This is a genomic window from Kitasatospora sp. MMS16-BH015, assembly GCF_002943525.1.
Taxonomy (GTDB): Bacteria; Actinomycetota; Actinomycetes; order Streptomycetales; family Streptomycetaceae; genus Kitasatospora.
Genome location: NZ_CP025394.1, coordinates 7,140,427 through 7,155,980, shown reverse-complemented (window position 1 = coordinate 7,155,980; position 15,554 = coordinate 7,140,427). Strand labels below are relative to the sequence as shown.

The following is a 15,554-nucleotide window of genomic DNA, read 5'->3' as shown; positions in this document are numbered from 1 at the left end:
TACTCAGGGCTCGGCCGTCAGACCGACGGCCCGCGGGTCGGTGGCCTGGCCGGTGATCGGACCGCCGGCCGGGGTCCGCTCGCGCAGGCGCACCGGCAGTCCGTCCAGCGTCAGGGAGAAGGTGGGGATCGGCTCCACCGGCCCGGGCGTGAGCGGCTCGAACTCCCAACGAGCCGCCAATGAGGCCAGCACGATGGTCAGTTCGCACCAGGCGAAGCCCTCGCCCAGACATCCGTGCGCACCGAGGCCGAACGGCAGGAACGCCTCCCGTCCCGCCCCGGGCGGCCCGCCCTCGCGCCAGCGTTCGGGGTCGAAGCGGGCCGGATCCGGGAAGGCCGCCGGGTCGCGCTGGAGCGCGTAGTAGGAGAACATCACCACGCCCCCGGCCGGGACGCGGCAGCCGCCCAGCTCGGTCGCCACCTTCGCCGCCCGGGAGATCAGGTAGCCCGGCGGGTAGAGGCGCAGCGCCTCGTGCAGCACCATCCGGGTGTACGGCAGCCGGTCGAGGTCCTCGAACCCGGCCATCCGGCAGCCGAGTTGCGCGTCCACCTCGGCGCGCAGCCGGGCCGCCACCTCGGGTGCGCGGGAGAGCAGGTGGACGCTCCAGGCCAGCGTCCGGGAGACCGATTCGGTGCCGGCCACCAGGAAGGACATCGCCTCGTCGTGCACCTGCTGGGCGGCCATCGGCCGGCCGGTGTCCGCGTAGCGCGCCGCGAGCAGCATCGAGAGCAGGTCGTCCGCGCCGACCTGGTCCTGACCCTCGGCGCCCCGGCCCTCGGCCTGTCGGCCGGCCACGATGTCGCCGAGCAGCAGGTCCAACCCGGCCATGGCGCGGCGGAAGCGCCGGTTCAGCGGAGTCGGCAGCCGGGCGAGCAGCCCGCTCGGGTCCAGCCCCCGGCTGCCGGCCCAGGCCATCAACTGCGGCAGCGCCGCCACCACTTCGTCCACCCCGCGCTGGTCCACCCCGGCGGAGAACAGGCAGCGGACGGCGATCTCGGTGGCGAGCTCGCTGAACTCCTTCTCCAGGTCGACCACCCGGCCGGACCGCCAACCCTCCAGCCGGGCCCGGGTGAGGGTGCTCATGGCGGCCGCGTACCCGGCGATCTTCGCGTGCTGGAAGGCCGGCAGGATGAGCTTGCGCTGCGCCCGGTGGAACGGCCCGTCGGTGGCCAGCAGGCCGTTGCCGATGATCCGGCGCATCACCTTGAACTGCGGGCTGAGCCCGAACTCGGCCGCCCGCCGGGTGAGCACCTCGCGCACCAGCGCCGGGTCGTTCACCACGTACGCCCGGCTCGGGCCGAGCCGGATCGGCACCACCGCGCCGTACTGGCGCAGCGACTCCAGGAAGGCCAACCGGTGCCGCAGCAACGGCCAGGCGTGGCCCAGCAGCGGCAGCGCACCGGGAGCGGCAGCCGGCTGGCGGGCAGCCGTCGACCCGGCCGGACCTGCGGCGCAGCGCCACCCCACGGCTCACCCCCTGCTTCCTGATCGTCGTTCCCGAGCGACCGTCGTCATCACCCTCGACCGGCCGACGCCGGACGGGCCACCGATCGAACCTCGCCCGCCAGACCCGCCACAAGCCGCGACCGGCCGCCGACCCCAACGAGTGAACGCACTCACCCGCCCGGCGGCCCTCGGCCCGAGCGCGCGTACGAAGGTGTGAACGCACACACCCGCTCGACCGCCCTCAGCGCGGCTCCGGCCCGAGCGCGTGCGCGAGGGCGAGCAGCACGCAGACCTCGGCCAGCACCGGCACGTCGTACAGCAGCGGCCGGGGCCCGGCCTGGTCCGGCCGGCTGCGGTAACCCCCGCACGGCAGTTGGCAGTCGGCCAGGTAGTCGAGGCAGCGGGCCAGCCGGTCGGCCCGGCTCGGGCTGCGGCTGAGCGCGATGGCCGCGTACGCGCTGCTGATCGGATCGCTCGGATCGCCGGCCTGGTGCCCCCAGCCGCCGTCCTCGTTCTGCCCCCGGGCCAGGTGCGAGAGCAGCCGCCGCCGCAGCCCCCGGTACTCCCCCGGCTCCGCCGCCGCCTCACAGGCGAGCACGGCCCGGAACACCACATTGGTGACGTTGCGGCTCCAACTCCGCTCCAGCAAGGCCGAGGTGGCCTGCGACTCGGCCTGCCCGGCCAGGAAGCCCAGCGCCCGGTCCACGGCCGCCCGGTGCCGCGGCTCGGGCGCCAGCGCATTCACGGCCGCCGCCGTCATCGCCGTCTCCGACGGACACCCGCGTGCGAAGGTCGGCATCCCGCCGTCCGGGTTCTGCTGCGCGAGCAGGTACTGCTCGGCGGCGGCGAGCGCCGCGGTGAGCGGTGCGGTGAGCGGTGCGGTGAGCCTGGACCTGGCGGCGGGGGTGGGCTTGGCGGCGGGGGTGGGGGTGCGGCTGGGCGGGACGGTCAGGGCTCCGTCGGGGTGGGATGCCGCCGGGACGGCCGTGAGCGCGCGGAGGAACTCGACGGCGTACGAGGTGTCGTCCACGTCGCTCTGGTCCACGCCGCGGGTGAAGCCGAAGCCGCCGTCGGGGTGTTGCCGGGCGGCCAGCCCCTCGCCCATCCGGGCGAGCAGGCCGGCCGGGCGGGTGGAGCCGGCCAGGGCCAGGCCCGCGATGGCGGTGGCGAACACGTCCAGGCCGGTGACGAACGGCAGGCCCCCGTCCGGCCGCAGATCGGTTACCACCCGGTCCAGCGCCGCCCGCACGGCCTGCCGCTGCGCCGGGTGCTTGCGGAGCGCGGCCAGGCCGACCAGCCGGGCCAGGTGGTTCCCCTCCCAGACCGGCCCGGGCCGCAACGCCGGCGCCAGCGCGGCCAGTTCCGCCTCGGAGAGCCCGCCGGCCCCTGCGGAGCCACCAGGCGCAGCGCCGTGGCGAGCCAAGACCTTGAGGGCCGTCATCTCCAGCTGCAGCCAGCTCTGTTGGCCCCCGCTCGCGAAGAGCCCCGGTGGGGTGGGGTGGTGGTCGACCGCGCCGAGTTCGGCCAGCAGCGTACGGAACATCACCCGTTTGCGGTCGGCGGTGAAGTGGTCGAAGGAGTCAAGGGACCAGCTCTCGCGCCCACCGGCGGGGTCCTTGGTCTGGGCCGGGACGGCCGGACCGCCCAGGGCCCGGACGGCGTAGGCGTCGCCGGGGACGGCCTCGCCGAGGGCGGCCCGGGCGGCGGCGGTCTGGACGGCGTCCGGCGGGGTGAGGTCGAGGGTGGTCTTGAGGTAGCGGGTCAGGCGCTCGCGGGCGGCGGGGTGCGCCTCCTCGACGGTGAGCAGGTGGAGCAGGAGCGCCGATTCGAGCACCCGGCTCTCGCAGGGGGCGCTCACCAGCCCGTCCGCGCCGACCCGCCCGCCGACCCGCTCGGCCAGGCGGTCGAGGCAGCGCCGCCAGCGCTCGGCCCGCCTCCCCCGAGCTGGGGCGGCGGCGGTCAGGGGTGGCGAGATGCTCATCAGAGCCTTCCGGTAGCTGAACGGCAGAACTCCCCCCGCCCCCCACACACAAGGCACGGCTCCCCCGGTACGCGGCGGCGGTTCAGCCGAGGCCGAGCAGGCGGTGCAGCGCCTCCCGCCCGGCCGGCACGAACGGGCGGAGCTCGCCCGCCAGCACCCGGGCGGTGGGTACCAGGGCGCACCAGGCCAGTTCGGCCTCCTGCGGCCGCAGTGCGGCGCCGTCGAGCTGCGCCTGGTGGACGGCCAGCCAGCACGGGCCGACCGGCGAGTCCCAGCGGGTGCGGTACACCTCGCGGACGGCCGGGCGGATGCCCAGCTCCTCGGCCAACTCCCGTTCGGCCGCCGCCCGGTAGCTCTCCCCCGTCCGGACGGCTCCGCCGATCAGCACGTCGTGGCAGCCCGGGTAGACGGCGGCCTCCGCCGGGCGGCGGTAGACCAGCACCCGGTCCGCGCCCTCCCGGCAGACGGTGGCGGCCACCCGGTAGTACAGACCGACCTCGGCGGCCCGCCCGCGCGGGCCGCGCCGCACCACCCGGTCCGCCGCATCGACGTAGTCCACCGACTCCTCGACGCCGAGCCGTTGCCGTGCCACGTCCACTTGTTGATCCGCCACCCGGCGTCACCCGTCCACGATTCCGTTCCGCACCTTCCCCCGGAGCCGGCTGCCACCACCTGCGCGGCCGGTCGGAAAGTCGGCTGAACTGTCCTGGCGATGGCCGGATGAGCCGACCGGCGGGCTCCGAGGGGCGGCCAAGCTCCGGCCGCCACGGGGCACTTGGCGACGGCCATGACGGCCCGCCAAGATCACCCGTGGCTCACCGTATCGAATAGAATCCGGCGAGTCACGTCATCGCCCCCACCGCGCGCCATGTCGCGGGACGCGCCGGGGCCCACCTGGGGAGAGCTCATGACCACGGCAGCCGACCGCATCGCCGCCCAGCGCGGATCCTCACCCGGCTCCCCGCCCGGCGCGCCGCTGCCCGAGCTGCCGGCGGCGGAGGTCGCCGCCTGGCAGGCCCGGGGTGGCCCGCTGGTCGAACTGCTCACCCGGGCGGCCGAACTGGGCCCGCTGGCGGCCTTCACCCTCGGCGAGCGGCGGACCGTACTGGTGACCGGCGCCGAGCAGGTGCAGCACGTGCTGGCCCAGCACCCGGACGGCTACGTCAAGCAGTCGCACCGGGCCGGGCTGCTGCTCGGCGCCGGGGTGATCTCGGCCTCCGGCGAGGCTTGGAAGCAGCAACGCAGGCTGCTGCAGAGCCAGTTCACCTCGGTCGGGCTGCGCCAGTGGGAGCAGCGGATCACCGAGGCGGCGCAGCGCACCGAGCGGCACTGGGCCGCGCTGGCCGCCGCCGGCCGGCCGACCGACATCGACGCCGACATGCAGTTCTTCGCCCTGGATACCATCTGGCGCACGCTGACCGGCGATCCGCTGGACGAGGAGACCCGCGCGGAGCTGGACGCCGTCAACCTGGTGGTGGCCACCCTCTCGGCGCTCACCGCCACCGCCCCGGCCGACCAGGCCGAGGTCACCGCCGCCCTGGCCCGGATCGACGCCGCCTGCGCGCGGGCGATCGACACCGCCCGGGCCCGACTGGCCGCGAGCGAGGCGGGCGCACCGGGCGAGGCGGACCCGACGCCCGGCGGCCTGCTCCGGCTGCTCCTGGAGGCGGCCCGCACCAAGCCCGAGTACACCGACCGGCTGATCCGGGACGAGTTGGTCAACCTGCTGGTGGCCGGGCACGAGACCACGGCCAAGACCCTCACCTGGCTCTTCCTCCGGCTCGCCCGGCACCCGGAGGTGCGCGAGCGCGCGCTGGCCGTCTGCCGCACCGGATCACCCGAGCAGCGGCAGGAGATGGTCCACGCGCTGATCAACGAGACGCTCCGGCTGCACCCGGCCGTCTGGCTGATCCCCCGGTACGCGGCGGCGGAGGACACCGTGGGCGGGTACCGGATCGAGGCGGGCAGCCACGTGCTGAGCTGCCCGTACCTGACCCACCGCCGGGCCGAACTCTGGCCCGAGCCGGAGCAGTTCGACCCGTGGCGGTTCATCGAGCCGGGCCGCCGGCCGGCCCGGCTGGGGGCGTTCTACCCGTTCGGCCTGGGCGCCCGGGCCTGCCTGGGGCAGCAGTTCAGCTACCGCGAGATGGCCGCCCTGCTCGAACTCCTGCTCACCGCCTACGACCTGGACTTCCAGGAGCTGCCGCAGGACACCTTCTACGGCGTGGTGATGCACCCGGTCGGCCGACTGCGGGCGGCCATCCGGCCGCTCTAGGCGTTCCCCGGCTCCGACGCAGGCTCCGGCACCGACTCCGGCACCGGCTCCCCCGGTCGGGTCACCACCCCTCGGGAGAGTCGAGCACCGACCGCAGCCGGGCCAGGCACTCGGCGGCGAAGGCGGGGTCGCGGTCCCAGTAGTACGTGACCCCGCCGATCCCGATGCCCACCGCCCAGGCCCGGGCGCGCAGCCAGGTCGCCCGGTCGAGGCGCAGCTCCGCCCAGTACGCCGCCCGGGCCTCGGCCGGGAGGTCCCAGACGGTGGCGTGCTCGGCGTCGGGGGCGCCGACCGAGAGGCCGCCGAAGTCGATCACGGCGTGCAGCCGACCCTCCCGGGCCAGCAGGTTGGAGGGCTTGAGGTCGCCGTGCAGCCAGACCTGGCGGCCGGCCGGCGCGGGCAGCTCCAGGCCGCGCCGCCAGATCTCCCACAGCCGGTCCAGGCCCGGCACCGGCTCGGGAAGGTCTCTGGCCTGCGCGAAGTACTCGGCGAACGGCTCGGCGACGGCGGCCGGTGCGCCGCCCCGGTACCAGCCGAGCTCGCCGCCGCGCACCGCCCCCATCAGCGGCGCCTCATGCAACTGCCGGACGGTCGACGCGAGTTCGGCCCCGAAGGTGGCCCAGTCGGTCACCGAATCCGGCCCGACCACCGCGCCGTCGATCCACCGGTAAACCGACCAGGCGAGCGGGAAGGCCGCCCCCGGGGCGCCCTCGTGCAGCGGCTCGGGCACCAGGCAGGGCAGGTGCGGGGCCAGCCGGGGCAGCCAGCGCTGCTCCTTCCGGACGGCCTCGGCGTTCTCCGCCGTCCGCGGCAGCCGGACCAGCAGCTCCGTGCCCAGCCGGTACATCCGGTTGTCCGTCCCGGCCCCGGCCGCCGCGACCGCCAGCTCGGCCCACTCCGGCCGCTGCTCCCGCAGCAACGCCCGCACGACCGCCTCGTCCACGGGGATCTCGTTCGCATGAAGAGTCACGCCCCCGAGCCTGCCCGCCCTGCGGGCGCCCGCGCCAGTGGATTTCAGGGGCGGACGGCGCCCATGTAGTCGGGCATGTAGCTCATCGGGATGATCTCGACGTTCTTGCCGGTGCGCGGGGCGTGGATCATCTTGCCGTCGCCGACGTACATCCCGACGTGGTGCAGGTCGGAGAAGAAGAAGACCAGGTCACCGGGTTGCAGATCGGACTTGGCCACCCGCTGGCCGGCGCTCCACTGGGCCTGGGACACCCGGGGCAGGCTGACTCCGCCGGCTCGCCAGGCGGCGCCGGTCAGGCCCGAGCAGTCGTACGCGCCCGGGCCGGTGGCGCCCCACTGGTAGGGCTTGCCGAGCTGGGCGTAGGCGAAGCGCAGCGCGTCGGCGGCGCGGCCGGTGGCCGGGCCGGTGTACGGGGTGCGGCTGTCGGAGCGGGAGGCGCGGGCGGCTCCGGCCGCGTCCTCCTGGGCGTTGATCCTGGCGCGGTCGGCGGCGGAGAGCCGGCCGAGCAGGGCCTGGGCCTTGGCCAGCCGGTCCTGGATGCCCTGCTTCTGGGTGGCGAGCTTGGCGTTGCCGCTCTCCACCTGGGCCAGCACCTCGGCGGCCTCCGCCCGCTGCTGGTCCAACTTGGCCTGCTCGGCCTTGAGTTGCTTGAGCGCGTCGGTCTGGGTGCCGGCCGCCACACCCTGCAGCGAGGCGCCGTCCAGGTACGCGTCCGGGTCGGCGGTGAACATCAGGCTGAGCGTGGGGTCGATGCCGCCGGTGCGGTACTGCTCGGCGGCCAGCGCGCCGAGCCTGGTCCGGAGCTGGTTGATCTGCTCCTGGCCGCGCGCCACCCGGTCCTGCAGGCGGCCCGCGTCCTCCTGGAGGTTGCGCTGCTTCTCCTGGAGCCCGTTGTACTGCTCGATCGAGGCCTCCGCCTCCTCGTTCAGCTGCTCCACCTGCGCCTTCACCTCGGCCAGCCCGGGCGTGGGCTCGGCGTGCGCGGTGGCCGCCGAGGCGAGGAACCCGCCCCCGGCCACCGCCGTCACCACGGCCAGGCGGGCCCGGCTCGGCGGGTTCGGCTTACGACGGTTCCCCATTGCTCGGGCTCCTTCGGGCAGGCGGCATCGGCGGAGCGGCGCGGCAGGCGCGTCGACTTCCAAGGAACTTAGTAGATCACGCCGCCGGAAGGAACCCCACCCCGGGTACCCGGACCGCTCAGGGACCGCAGGCCAGCAGGACCGGGACGGCGGGCAGCAGCAGGGCCGCCGTCCAGCCGAGCAGTTGGGCGGTGCGCGGGAGGGCGGCGGCCGGGGCGAGCAGGCGGCGGACCCGGGTGACCACGGCGTGGCCGCCGGCGCCGAGGCCGGCGGCGGGGGTCGAGGCGGTGGCGACCAGGGCGAGGGCCTCGGCCAGGGTGCGGCGGCCGCAGCTGCGCAGCGCCGTGTCGTCGGCCGCCATCTCCACCAGCAGGGGCACCTGTGCGGCGGCGGCCCGGGCGGCCGGGAGCCAGGGCAGGGCCCGGCCGAGGGCGGCGGCGCCGCTGGTGAGCAGGTGGTGACGGCCGGCCAGGTGGGCACGTTCGTGCGCGAGCACCGCCTCGCGCTGGGCGGCCGAGAGCCGGGTGAGCGCACCCCGGGTCAGCACGATCCGGCCGCCCCGGCCGGGCACGCACCAGGCCGCCGCCCGCTCCTCCTCCAGCACCCACCACTCGCTCTCGCGCCGGGCCACCAGGTCGACCGTGGCGCGGTGCCGGGCCCGGGCCCGGGCCGCCCGGCGCCAGCCGGCGGCGACCACGGTGGCGGGCACGGCCAGCGCGGCGAGCGCGAGCAGCAGCGCCTCGACGTGCCCGGCGATCCCCTCGGTGGGCGTGGCGCCGCGCCGCAGCAGCCACCCGAGCGGGGTCTCCGACCGGTGCGCGGGGGTCACGCCCCAGTGCAGCAGCATCGCCACCCCGACCGCCCCGGCGCTGATCAGCGCGGCCCAGGCGCCCACGGCCACCCGGGGCATCCGGGCGGCCCACCGGGCCCCGGCCAGCCGCCCGGGCAGCACCCACCCGACCGCGAGCAGGAAGCCCACCAACAGCACGGGTACGGTCACCGGGCCCACCCCGCCGTACGCACGGCCGGGGCGGTCATGCGCCCTTCCCCCGGTCGAGCAGGTCGCGCAGGACGCGGGCCTGTTCGGCGTCGATGCCCTCGACGAAGAGGAGCAGGGCAGCCTGCTGGTCGCCGCTCTCACCGAGGGCCTCGTGCATCAGGTCGGCGCTGTGGGCCTCGCGGGAGCGGGTGGGCCGGTAGATCCAGGCCCGGCCCTCCTTGTGGCGGGTCAGCCAGCCCTTGGTGTACAGGATGTCGGCCACGGTGTTGACCGTGGTGTACGCGACCGGGCGGGTCAGGTTGAGGTCGTCGACGACCTCCCGGACGCTGGCCGGGCGCCCCCAGGCCCAGAGCCGTTCCATGATCTCCGCTTCCAGTTGGCCGAAGCCTCGCACGCCCCCACCTTCCTCCGGTCCGTCCACGGCCGCCCCAGCCTATCCGTCGCGGCACGCGGGGGTGCGGGGCCCCGGCGGGCCCCGCACCCCCGATGCGGCACGGACTCAGACCTGGGCCGGCTCGGCCGCCACGGCCTCGGCCGACTGCTCGGCCCCCGGCTTCGGGCTGCGCAGCAGCACCACGGCGAGCAGGCCGCCGACCACGGCGATCGCGGCGGCGCCGAGGAAGGCGGCGGAGAAGCCGTCGGTCAGCGAGGTGACGTCGCCGAGCTTGTCGGCGCCGTAGGAGGCGGCGACGGCCGTCATCGCGGCCAGGCCGAGCGCGGAGCCGACCTGGTAGCTGGTGTTGACGATGCCGGAGGCCAGGCCGCCCTCCTCGGGGCGGGCGGCCGAGATGGCGGTGCCCAGCGAGGGGATGAAGGCGACGGCCATGCCGATCGCGGCGACCAGCGAGGCGGGCAGCACGTCCACCCAGAAGTTGCCGTCCGGGCGGGCGAAGGAGAGCCAGACCAGGCCGGTGGCCAGGATGAACAGGCCGGCCACGACGAGCGGCTTCGGGCCGAACCTGGCGATCAGCTTCGGCGCCGTGGTGATCATGATGAGCATGATGGCCACGGTCATCGGCAGCAGCGCCGCGCCGGAGGGGAAGGCCCCGAGGCCGAGCACCTGCTGGAGGTAGAGGTTGAGGAAGAACCACATCGGGATCCAGGCCCCGGCCAGCAGCAGCTGGGCCACGTTGGCCCCGGCCAGATTGGGCGCCTTGAAGATCGCCAGGCGCATCAGCGGCTCGGACCGGCGGGACTGGATCACCACGAAGACGATCAGCAGCAGGACGGCCGCCGCGAGCACCAGCCAGGTCTGGGCGGAGCCCCAACCCACGTCGGGTGCACGGACGATGGCGTACACGGCGAGGGCCAGGCCGGCGGTGACGGTGAGCGCGCCGAAGAGGTCGATGCCGCCACTGCGACGGGTGGCGGCGGGCATCACGCGCGGGGTGCCGATCAGGGCGATGACCGCGACCGGGATGTTGATGTAGAACACCCAGGGCCAGCTGATGTACTCGGTGATCACGCCACCGAGGAAGACGCCGGCGGTGCCACCGGCGGGGGCGGCGGCGCCGTAGAGCGCGAAGGCCCGGGTGAGCTGCTTGGGGTCGTGCCCGAAGAGCATCATCAGCAGGGTGAGCGCGGCGGGCGCGATCAGCGCGGCGCCCGCGCCCTGCACGGCGCGGCCGATCAGCTCGACGGTGACGTTGCCCGCGAGACCGGCGGTCAGCGAGCCGACGGCCAGGATCGCCCAGCCGGTGCTGAACAGCCTGCGGGCTCCGAACAGGTCGGAGAGCCGGCCGCCGAGCAGCAGCAGCCCGCCGAAGGCGACCACGTAGGCGTTGAAGACCCAGGAGAGGTTGCCCTGGGTGAAGCCCAGGTCGCCCTGCATCTTCGGCAGGGCCACGCCGATGATCGAGGTGTCCATGATGACCATGAACTGGGCCGCGGCGATGAGCCAGAGTGCCGCACTGTTGCGGGAGTTGGGGGAGGTTCCGGGAGAGGACATCAGGTACTCCATACCGGTTGGGGGTATGTAGGCAGGTATCTGCGAAGGAAGATAGCACTCGATCGAGCCGGGCGACACCGCTTCGCCTCGCCCTGACACAAACCCCCGGGGGGTACTTGCGCTTGATACCCCCTGGGGGTACCTTCTGGTTATCGGCCCCCACGGGCGGCGAGCACGGGACGATCGGAGGGCACGGCATGAGCGGCACGGCGATCACCACCGCGGCGCACGGCGCAGCGGCCGACACCACGGCCACCGTCGGGTACATCGGCTCCAAGGGCGAGTACACGAAGCGGCTGCGCCGGGTCGAGGGCCAGATCCGCGGCCTGCAGCGGATGGTCGAGAGCGACACCTACTGCATCGACATCCTGACCCAGGTCTCGGCCACCACGAAGGCGCTGCAGGCCGTCGCCCTGGGCCTGCTGGACGAGCACATGAACCACTGCCTGGCCGAGGCCGCGACGGCGGGCGGCCCGGTGGCCGACGCCAAACTGCGCGAGGCCTCCGCCGCGATCGCCCGCCTGCTCCGGTCCTGACCGCCGGCACCGAGCAGCCCGGGCACCCGTCCGAGCAGCGCGGGCACCCGCCCGGGAAGCGCAAGCACCCCACAGAACGCCGCAGGCACCCGCCGCCCCGGTCGCCACCGGAACGCCGCAGGTCACCGCAGCAAGGAGCCCCCCGTGAACACCCCCGCCAAACTCAGCAGCTTCGCCCTGGGCCTCGCCGTCGTGCTCGGCGCGGCGGCCGGGATCGGCCACGCCGTCGGCCCGGTCGGCGACACCGGCAAGCCCGCCGCCCACGCCGCGACGGACCCGATGGGCTCGATGGACCACGACGGGACGAGTTCCGGCACCCCGAGCGAAGAGCACAGCGGCCACGGCGCGAGCGCCGCGGCCGAGGACGTCCCAGGAGGACTGATGATCGCCCAGCACGGCTACTCCCTCGAACCGCTGACCCGGGTCTTCCGGGCCGGTCAGCCCCAGGACCTGGCCTTCGTCCTGCGCGGCCCCGACGGCAAGCCGATCACGCAGTACGCCGCCACCCACGAGAAGGATCTGCACCTGATCGTGGTGCGGCGCGACCTCACCGACTTCCTCCACGTGCACCCCTCCCTCGCGGCGGACGGCACCTGGCACTACCCGCTGACCCTGCCGGAGCCCGGCCAGTACCGGATGTTCACCGACTTCCAGGTGGCCGGCGGCCCGGCGATGACCCTCGGGGCGGACCTCTCGGCCGCCGGTGACTACCAGCCGAAGCCGCTCCCGGCCGCTTCCGCGAGCTACGAGATCGACGGATACACCGTCACCTTGGAGGGCAGGCTGGAGGCCGGGCGCAGCAGCAAGGTGACCCTGAGCGTCAGCAAGGACGGCAAGCCGGTCGGCGACCTCCAGCCGTACCTGGCCGCCTACGGGCACCTGGTCGCCCTGCGCGACGGCGACCTCGCCTACCTGCACGTGCACCCCGAGGGCGCCCCGGGCGACGGCCGGACCCCGGCCGGCCCCGGCATCACCTTCTACGTGACGGCGCCGACCACCGGTGACTACCGGCTCTTCCTGGACTTCAAGCACGGCGACACCGTGCACACCGCGGCCTTCACCGCCCACGCGGGCGAGCCGACCGGCCCGGCGCCGGCGGCCGACGAGCACGCCCACCACCACTGACCCGCACCGACCACACCCCGCAAGGAGGGGCGATGAGCTCCGCGACGCACGACACCACGGCCGTGGTGACCAAGGCCGAACAGATCGAGCTGGAGATCGGCGGGATGACCTGCGCCTCCTGCGCGGCCCGGATCGAGAAGCGGCTGAACAAGCTCGAGGGCGTCACCGCCACCGTCAACTACGCCACCGAGAAGGCCAAGGTCAGCTACGCGGGCACGGTGGCCCCGGCCGATCTGGTCGCCGAGGTGGAGAAGATCGGCTACCAGGCCTTCCTCCCGCCGCCGCCCGCCGCCGAGGGCGGCCCGGCCGAGACCGCCGCCGATGACGCCCAGGACCCGACCCGCCCGCTGCGCGAGCGGCTGGTCACCTCGATCGTGCTCTCGGTGCCGGTGATCCTGCTGGCGATGGTCCCGGCGCTGCAGTTCGAGTACTGGCAGTGGGCCTCGCTCACCCTGGCCGCCCCGGTGGTCACCTACGGCGCCTGGCCGTTCCACCGGGCCGCCTGGAAGAACCTGCGGCACGGCGCGGCCACCATGGACACCCTGATCTCGGTCGGCACGCTGGCCGCGATGGGCTGGTCGCTCTACGCCCTCTTCCTCGGCACCGCCGGCACGCCCGGCATGCGCCACCCGTTCGAGCTGACCATCGGGCGCAGCGACGGCGCGGGCAACATCTACCTGGAGGCGGCGGCCGGCGTCACCACCTTCATCCTGGCCGGCCGATACTTCGAGGTGCGCTCCAAGCGGAAGGCCGGCTCCGCGCTGCGGGCCCTGCTGGAGCTCGGCTCCAAGGAGGTGGCGATCCTGCGCGGCGGCCGGGAGGAGCGGGTGCCGGTCTCGCAACTCGCCGTCGGGGACGTGTTCGTGGTGCGCCCGGGCGAGAAGGTGGCTACCGACGGCATCATCACCGAGGGCACCTCGGCGATCGACGCGAGCATGCTGACGGGCGAGTCGGTGCCGGTGGAGGTCTCCCCCGGTGACGGCGTGACCGGAGCCACCGTGAACGCGGGCGGCCGGCTGCTTGTGCGGGCCACCCGGGTCGGGGCGGACACCCAACTCGCCCAGATGGCCCGGCTGGTGGAGGACGCGCAGAACGGCAAGGCCGAGGTGCAGCGGCTCGCCGACAGGGTCTCGGGCATCTTCGTGCCGGTGGTCATCGCACTGGCCGTGGCCACCCTCGGGTTCTGGCTGGGCACCGGGGCGGGCATCGCCTCGGCGTTCACGGCGGCGGTCGCGGTGCTGATCATCGCCTGCCCCTGCGCCCTCGGGCTGGCCACGCCGACCGCGCTGATTGTCGGCACCGGGCGCGGTGCGCAGCTGGGCATCCTGATCAAGGGCCCCGAGGTGCTGGAGTCCTCGCAGGGCATCGACACCGTGGTGCTGGACAAGACCGGCACCGTGACCACCGGTCAGATGACCCTGGCCGAGGTCGTCCCGGCCGACGGGGAGCACGCCGAGCAGATCCTGCGGCTGGCCGGCGCGCTGGAGGACGCCTCCGAGCATCCGATCGCCCAGGCGATCGCCAAGGGCGCCACCCAGAAGATCGGCGCACTGCCCAAGGTGGAGGGCTTCACCAACGTCGAGGGCCTGGGCGTGCAGGGCGTGGTGGCGGGCGAGGGTGACACCACCCACGCGGTGCTGGTCGGCCGCACCCGCCTCCTGGAGGAGTGGAGCCAGCCGCTGGGCGAGCAGCTGACGGCGGCCAAGGCGGCGGCCGAGGCCGAGGGCCGCACCGCCGTGGCGGTCGGCTGGGACGGCAGGGCCCGGGGCGTGCTGGTGGTCTCGGACGTGGTCAAGCCGACCTCGGCGGCGGCGATCCGCCGGCTGAAGGCGCTCGGGCTGACCCCGGTGCTGCTCACCGGTGACAACGAGACGGTGGCCCGCTCGGTGGCCGCCGAGGTGGGCATCGCGGAGGTCATCGCCGAGGTGCTGCCCGCCGACAAGGTGAGCGTGGTCAAGCGCCTGCAGGGCGAGGGCCGCAAGGTGGCGATGGTCGGCGACGGCGTCAACGACGCGGCGGCACTGGCCCAGGCCGACCTCGGCCTGGCGATGGGCACCGGCACCGACGCCGCGATCGAGGCGGCCGACCTGACCCTCGTCCGCGGCGACCTGCGGATCGCCGCCGACGCCATCCGCCTCTCCCGCAAGACCCTCGCCACCATCAAGAGCAACCTCTTCTGGGCCTTCGCCTACAACGTGGCGGCCCTCCCGCTGGCCGCCGCCGGCCTGCTCAACCCGATGATCGCGGGCGCCGCGATGGCCTTCTCCTCGGTCTTCGTGGTCTCCAACAGCCTCCGGCTGCGCAGCTTCGCGGCTCTGCCCGACAACCGCTGAGCACCCGTCACCCCTGGGGGCCGGACCGTCATGGTCCGGCCTTCAGGCGCATTCGGCGATCTACCATATTCCTTAGTAATTTCGCGGTCGGGCCACATCACGTAACACGGCGAAACAAGGAATCGGGCATTTCCCCTGAACCAGCGTTGCCACTGGGAACAGTAGGTTTCGAAATACCCACGTTTCCTTCTGGATCTTGATCGCGGTGAATATACTGACCGCACTGACTCCCGAGTCGGAACAAGGGATGTGTGATGGACGACGTGCTGGTACTGCGGCCCGCCGTGGCGGCCGAGGCGGCAGAGATCTCCAGCCTCCTCGCACGCTCCTGGCGGGAGAACTACGCGGAGTTCCTCGGTGGCTACCGGACCGAGCGGCTCATCGCGCGTTACTGCACGGTCGACCGGATTTCCGCCGAGATTGGCGCCACCGGCGCGGGCGACGGCTGGCTGGGCTGGGTAATCGCCCGGGCCGAGGGTGAACTCGCCGGTGCCGGTGCGGGCGGTATCACCACGGTCGGCTCCGGAGAGGTCTACACCCTCTGCACCTCCCCCGCGCACCAGCACCTCGGGATCGGCCCCGCGCTGATGGCGGCCGTCACCCAGCAGCAGCGCGAGCGCGGCGCCGAGCGGCAGTGGGTCGCCGTGTACGGCCCCGAGGACCCGATGTACCCCTTCTACACCAGCCAGGGCTTCACTCCCGAGGAGGAGGCCGCCCCCGCCGAGGACGGGACGGAGGGCCCGGGCCTGCTCCGGATGCACCGGGCGGTCTGACCGGCGGCGCCCGGGCGCCACGACCTGACATCGACCTGACGCAGTGGCGCCGACCTGACAGGGTGTCCGGCCCGGCGGCCCGGGCCCG

The 15,554-nt window shown here is 74.3% G+C and carries 13 protein-coding genes; 5 read left to right on the top strand and 8 right to left on the bottom strand.

Going from position 1 to position 15,554, the window contains the following annotated elements; all coding sequences use genetic code 11:
- Window positions 1–3: 3 nt before the first annotated feature.
- The 3 genes from CFP65_RS30490 to CFP65_RS30480 all read right to left on the bottom strand — a co-directional run bounded on the left by CFP65_RS30490 (window position 4) and on the right by CFP65_RS30480 (window position 4,019).
- Window positions 4–1,467 (bottom strand): cytochrome P450, encoded by a 1,464-nt coding sequence (locus CFP65_RS30490; RefSeq protein WP_104819202.1) that lies wholly within the window; start codon window positions 1,465–1,467, stop codon window positions 4–6.
- A 220-nt stretch (window positions 1,468–1,687) separates the two neighbouring features.
- Window positions 1,688–3,427, bottom strand: coding sequence for a prenyltransferase/squalene oxidase repeat-containing protein (locus tag CFP65_RS30485; RefSeq protein WP_104819201.1), 1,740 nt, complete (start codon window positions 3,425–3,427; stop codon window positions 1,688–1,690).
- Window positions 3,428–3,509: 82 nt separating this feature from the next.
- Entirely contained in the window at window positions 3,510–4,019 is a 510-nt protein-coding gene (locus tag CFP65_RS30480; RefSeq protein ID WP_104821234.1) for an NUDIX domain-containing protein, read from the bottom strand.
- Window positions 4,020–4,334: 315 nt separating this feature from the next.
- On the opposite strand from CFP65_RS30480, the gene CFP65_RS30475 reads away from it, so the two are divergent.
- Window positions 4,335–5,702 (top strand): cytochrome P450, encoded by a 1,368-nt coding sequence (locus CFP65_RS30475; RefSeq protein WP_104819200.1) that lies wholly within the window; start codon window positions 4,335–4,337, stop codon window positions 5,700–5,702.
- Window positions 5,703–5,763: 61 nt separating this feature from the next.
- On the opposite strand, the gene CFP65_RS30470 is transcribed toward CFP65_RS30475, so the two are convergent.
- From CFP65_RS30470 to CFP65_RS30450, 5 genes are all read right to left on the bottom strand, one after another.
- A complete protein-coding gene (locus tag CFP65_RS30470; protein ID WP_104819199.1) occupies window positions 5,764–6,672 on the bottom strand; it encodes an aminoglycoside phosphotransferase family protein in 909 nt (302 codons plus the stop codon).
- 44 nt (window positions 6,673–6,716) lie between these two features.
- On the bottom strand, window positions 6,717–7,751 hold the full coding sequence (locus CFP65_RS30465) for a C40 family peptidase (RefSeq protein ID WP_104819198.1): 1,035 nt from the start codon (window positions 7,749–7,751) through the stop codon (window positions 6,717–6,719).
- A 118-nt stretch (window positions 7,752–7,869) separates the two neighbouring features.
- Window positions 7,870–8,751 carry a M56 family metallopeptidase gene (locus CFP65_RS30460; RefSeq protein WP_158702435.1) on the bottom strand — a complete coding sequence of 294 codons (882 nt, stop codon included), beginning with the start codon at window positions 8,749–8,751 and terminating at the stop codon, window positions 7,870–7,872.
- A 34-nt stretch (window positions 8,752–8,785) separates the two neighbouring features.
- Complete coding sequence (locus CFP65_RS30455; RefSeq protein ID WP_104819196.1) at window positions 8,786–9,145, bottom strand: BlaI/MecI/CopY family transcriptional regulator; 360 nt, start codon at window positions 9,143–9,145, stop codon at window positions 8,786–8,788.
- A 105-nt stretch (window positions 9,146–9,250) separates the two neighbouring features.
- Window positions 9,251–10,699: an MFS transporter gene (locus CFP65_RS30450; RefSeq protein ID WP_104819195.1), complete on the bottom strand. Its 1,449-nt coding sequence runs from the start codon at window positions 10,697–10,699 to the stop codon at window positions 9,251–9,253.
- Between the two features lie 197 nt (window positions 10,700–10,896).
- Here CFP65_RS30450 and CFP65_RS30445 point away from each other — a divergent pair, with 197 nt between their 5' ends.
- From CFP65_RS30445 to CFP65_RS30430, 4 genes are all read left to right on the top strand, one after another.
- The gene (locus CFP65_RS30445) at window positions 10,897–11,235 is read left to right on the top strand and encodes a metal-sensitive transcriptional regulator (RefSeq protein WP_104819194.1); all 339 of its coding nucleotides are present in this window, start codon (window positions 10,897–10,899) and stop codon (window positions 11,233–11,235) included.
- A 144-nt stretch (window positions 11,236–11,379) separates the two neighbouring features.
- Window positions 11,380–12,360, top strand: coding sequence for a hypothetical protein (locus CFP65_RS30440; RefSeq protein ID WP_104819193.1), 981 nt, complete (start codon window positions 11,380–11,382; stop codon window positions 12,358–12,360).
- 32 nt (window positions 12,361–12,392) lie between these two features.
- A complete protein-coding gene (locus CFP65_RS30435) occupies window positions 12,393–14,693 on the top strand; it encodes a cation-translocating P-type ATPase (protein ID WP_104819192.1) in 2,301 nt (766 codons plus the stop codon).
- 254 nt (window positions 14,694–14,947) lie between these two features.
- Window positions 14,948–15,466 (top strand): GNAT family N-acetyltransferase, encoded by a 519-nt coding sequence (locus tag CFP65_RS30430; protein ID WP_104819191.1) that lies wholly within the window; start codon window positions 14,948–14,950, stop codon window positions 15,464–15,466.
- The last annotated feature ends 88 nt before the right edge of the window (window positions 15,467–15,554 follow it).

Coding starts and splice junctions, on each gene's coding strand:
- CFP65_RS30430 (WP_104819191.1), top strand. CDS start 14,948: ATGGACGACGTGCTGGTACTGCGGCCCGCCGTGGCGGCCGAGGCGGCA.
- CFP65_RS30435 (WP_104819192.1), top strand. CDS start 12,393: ATGAGCTCCGCGACGCACGACACCACGGCCGTGGTGACCAAGGCCGAA.
- CFP65_RS30465 (WP_104819198.1), bottom strand. CDS start 7,751: ATGGGGAACCGTCGTAAGCCGAACCCGCCGAGCCGGGCCCGCCTGGCC.
- CFP65_RS30475 (WP_104819200.1), top strand. CDS start 4,335: ATGACCACGGCAGCCGACCGCATCGCCGCCCAGCGCGGATCCTCACCC.
- CFP65_RS30445 (WP_104819194.1), top strand. CDS start 10,897: ATGAGCGGCACGGCGATCACCACCGCGGCGCACGGCGCAGCGGCCGAC.
- CFP65_RS30450 (WP_104819195.1), bottom strand. CDS start 10,699: ATGTCCTCTCCCGGAACCTCCCCCAACTCCCGCAACAGTGCGGCACTC.
- CFP65_RS30485 (WP_104819201.1), bottom strand. CDS start 3,427: ATGAGCATCTCGCCACCCCTGACCGCCGCCGCCCCAGCTCGGGGGAGG.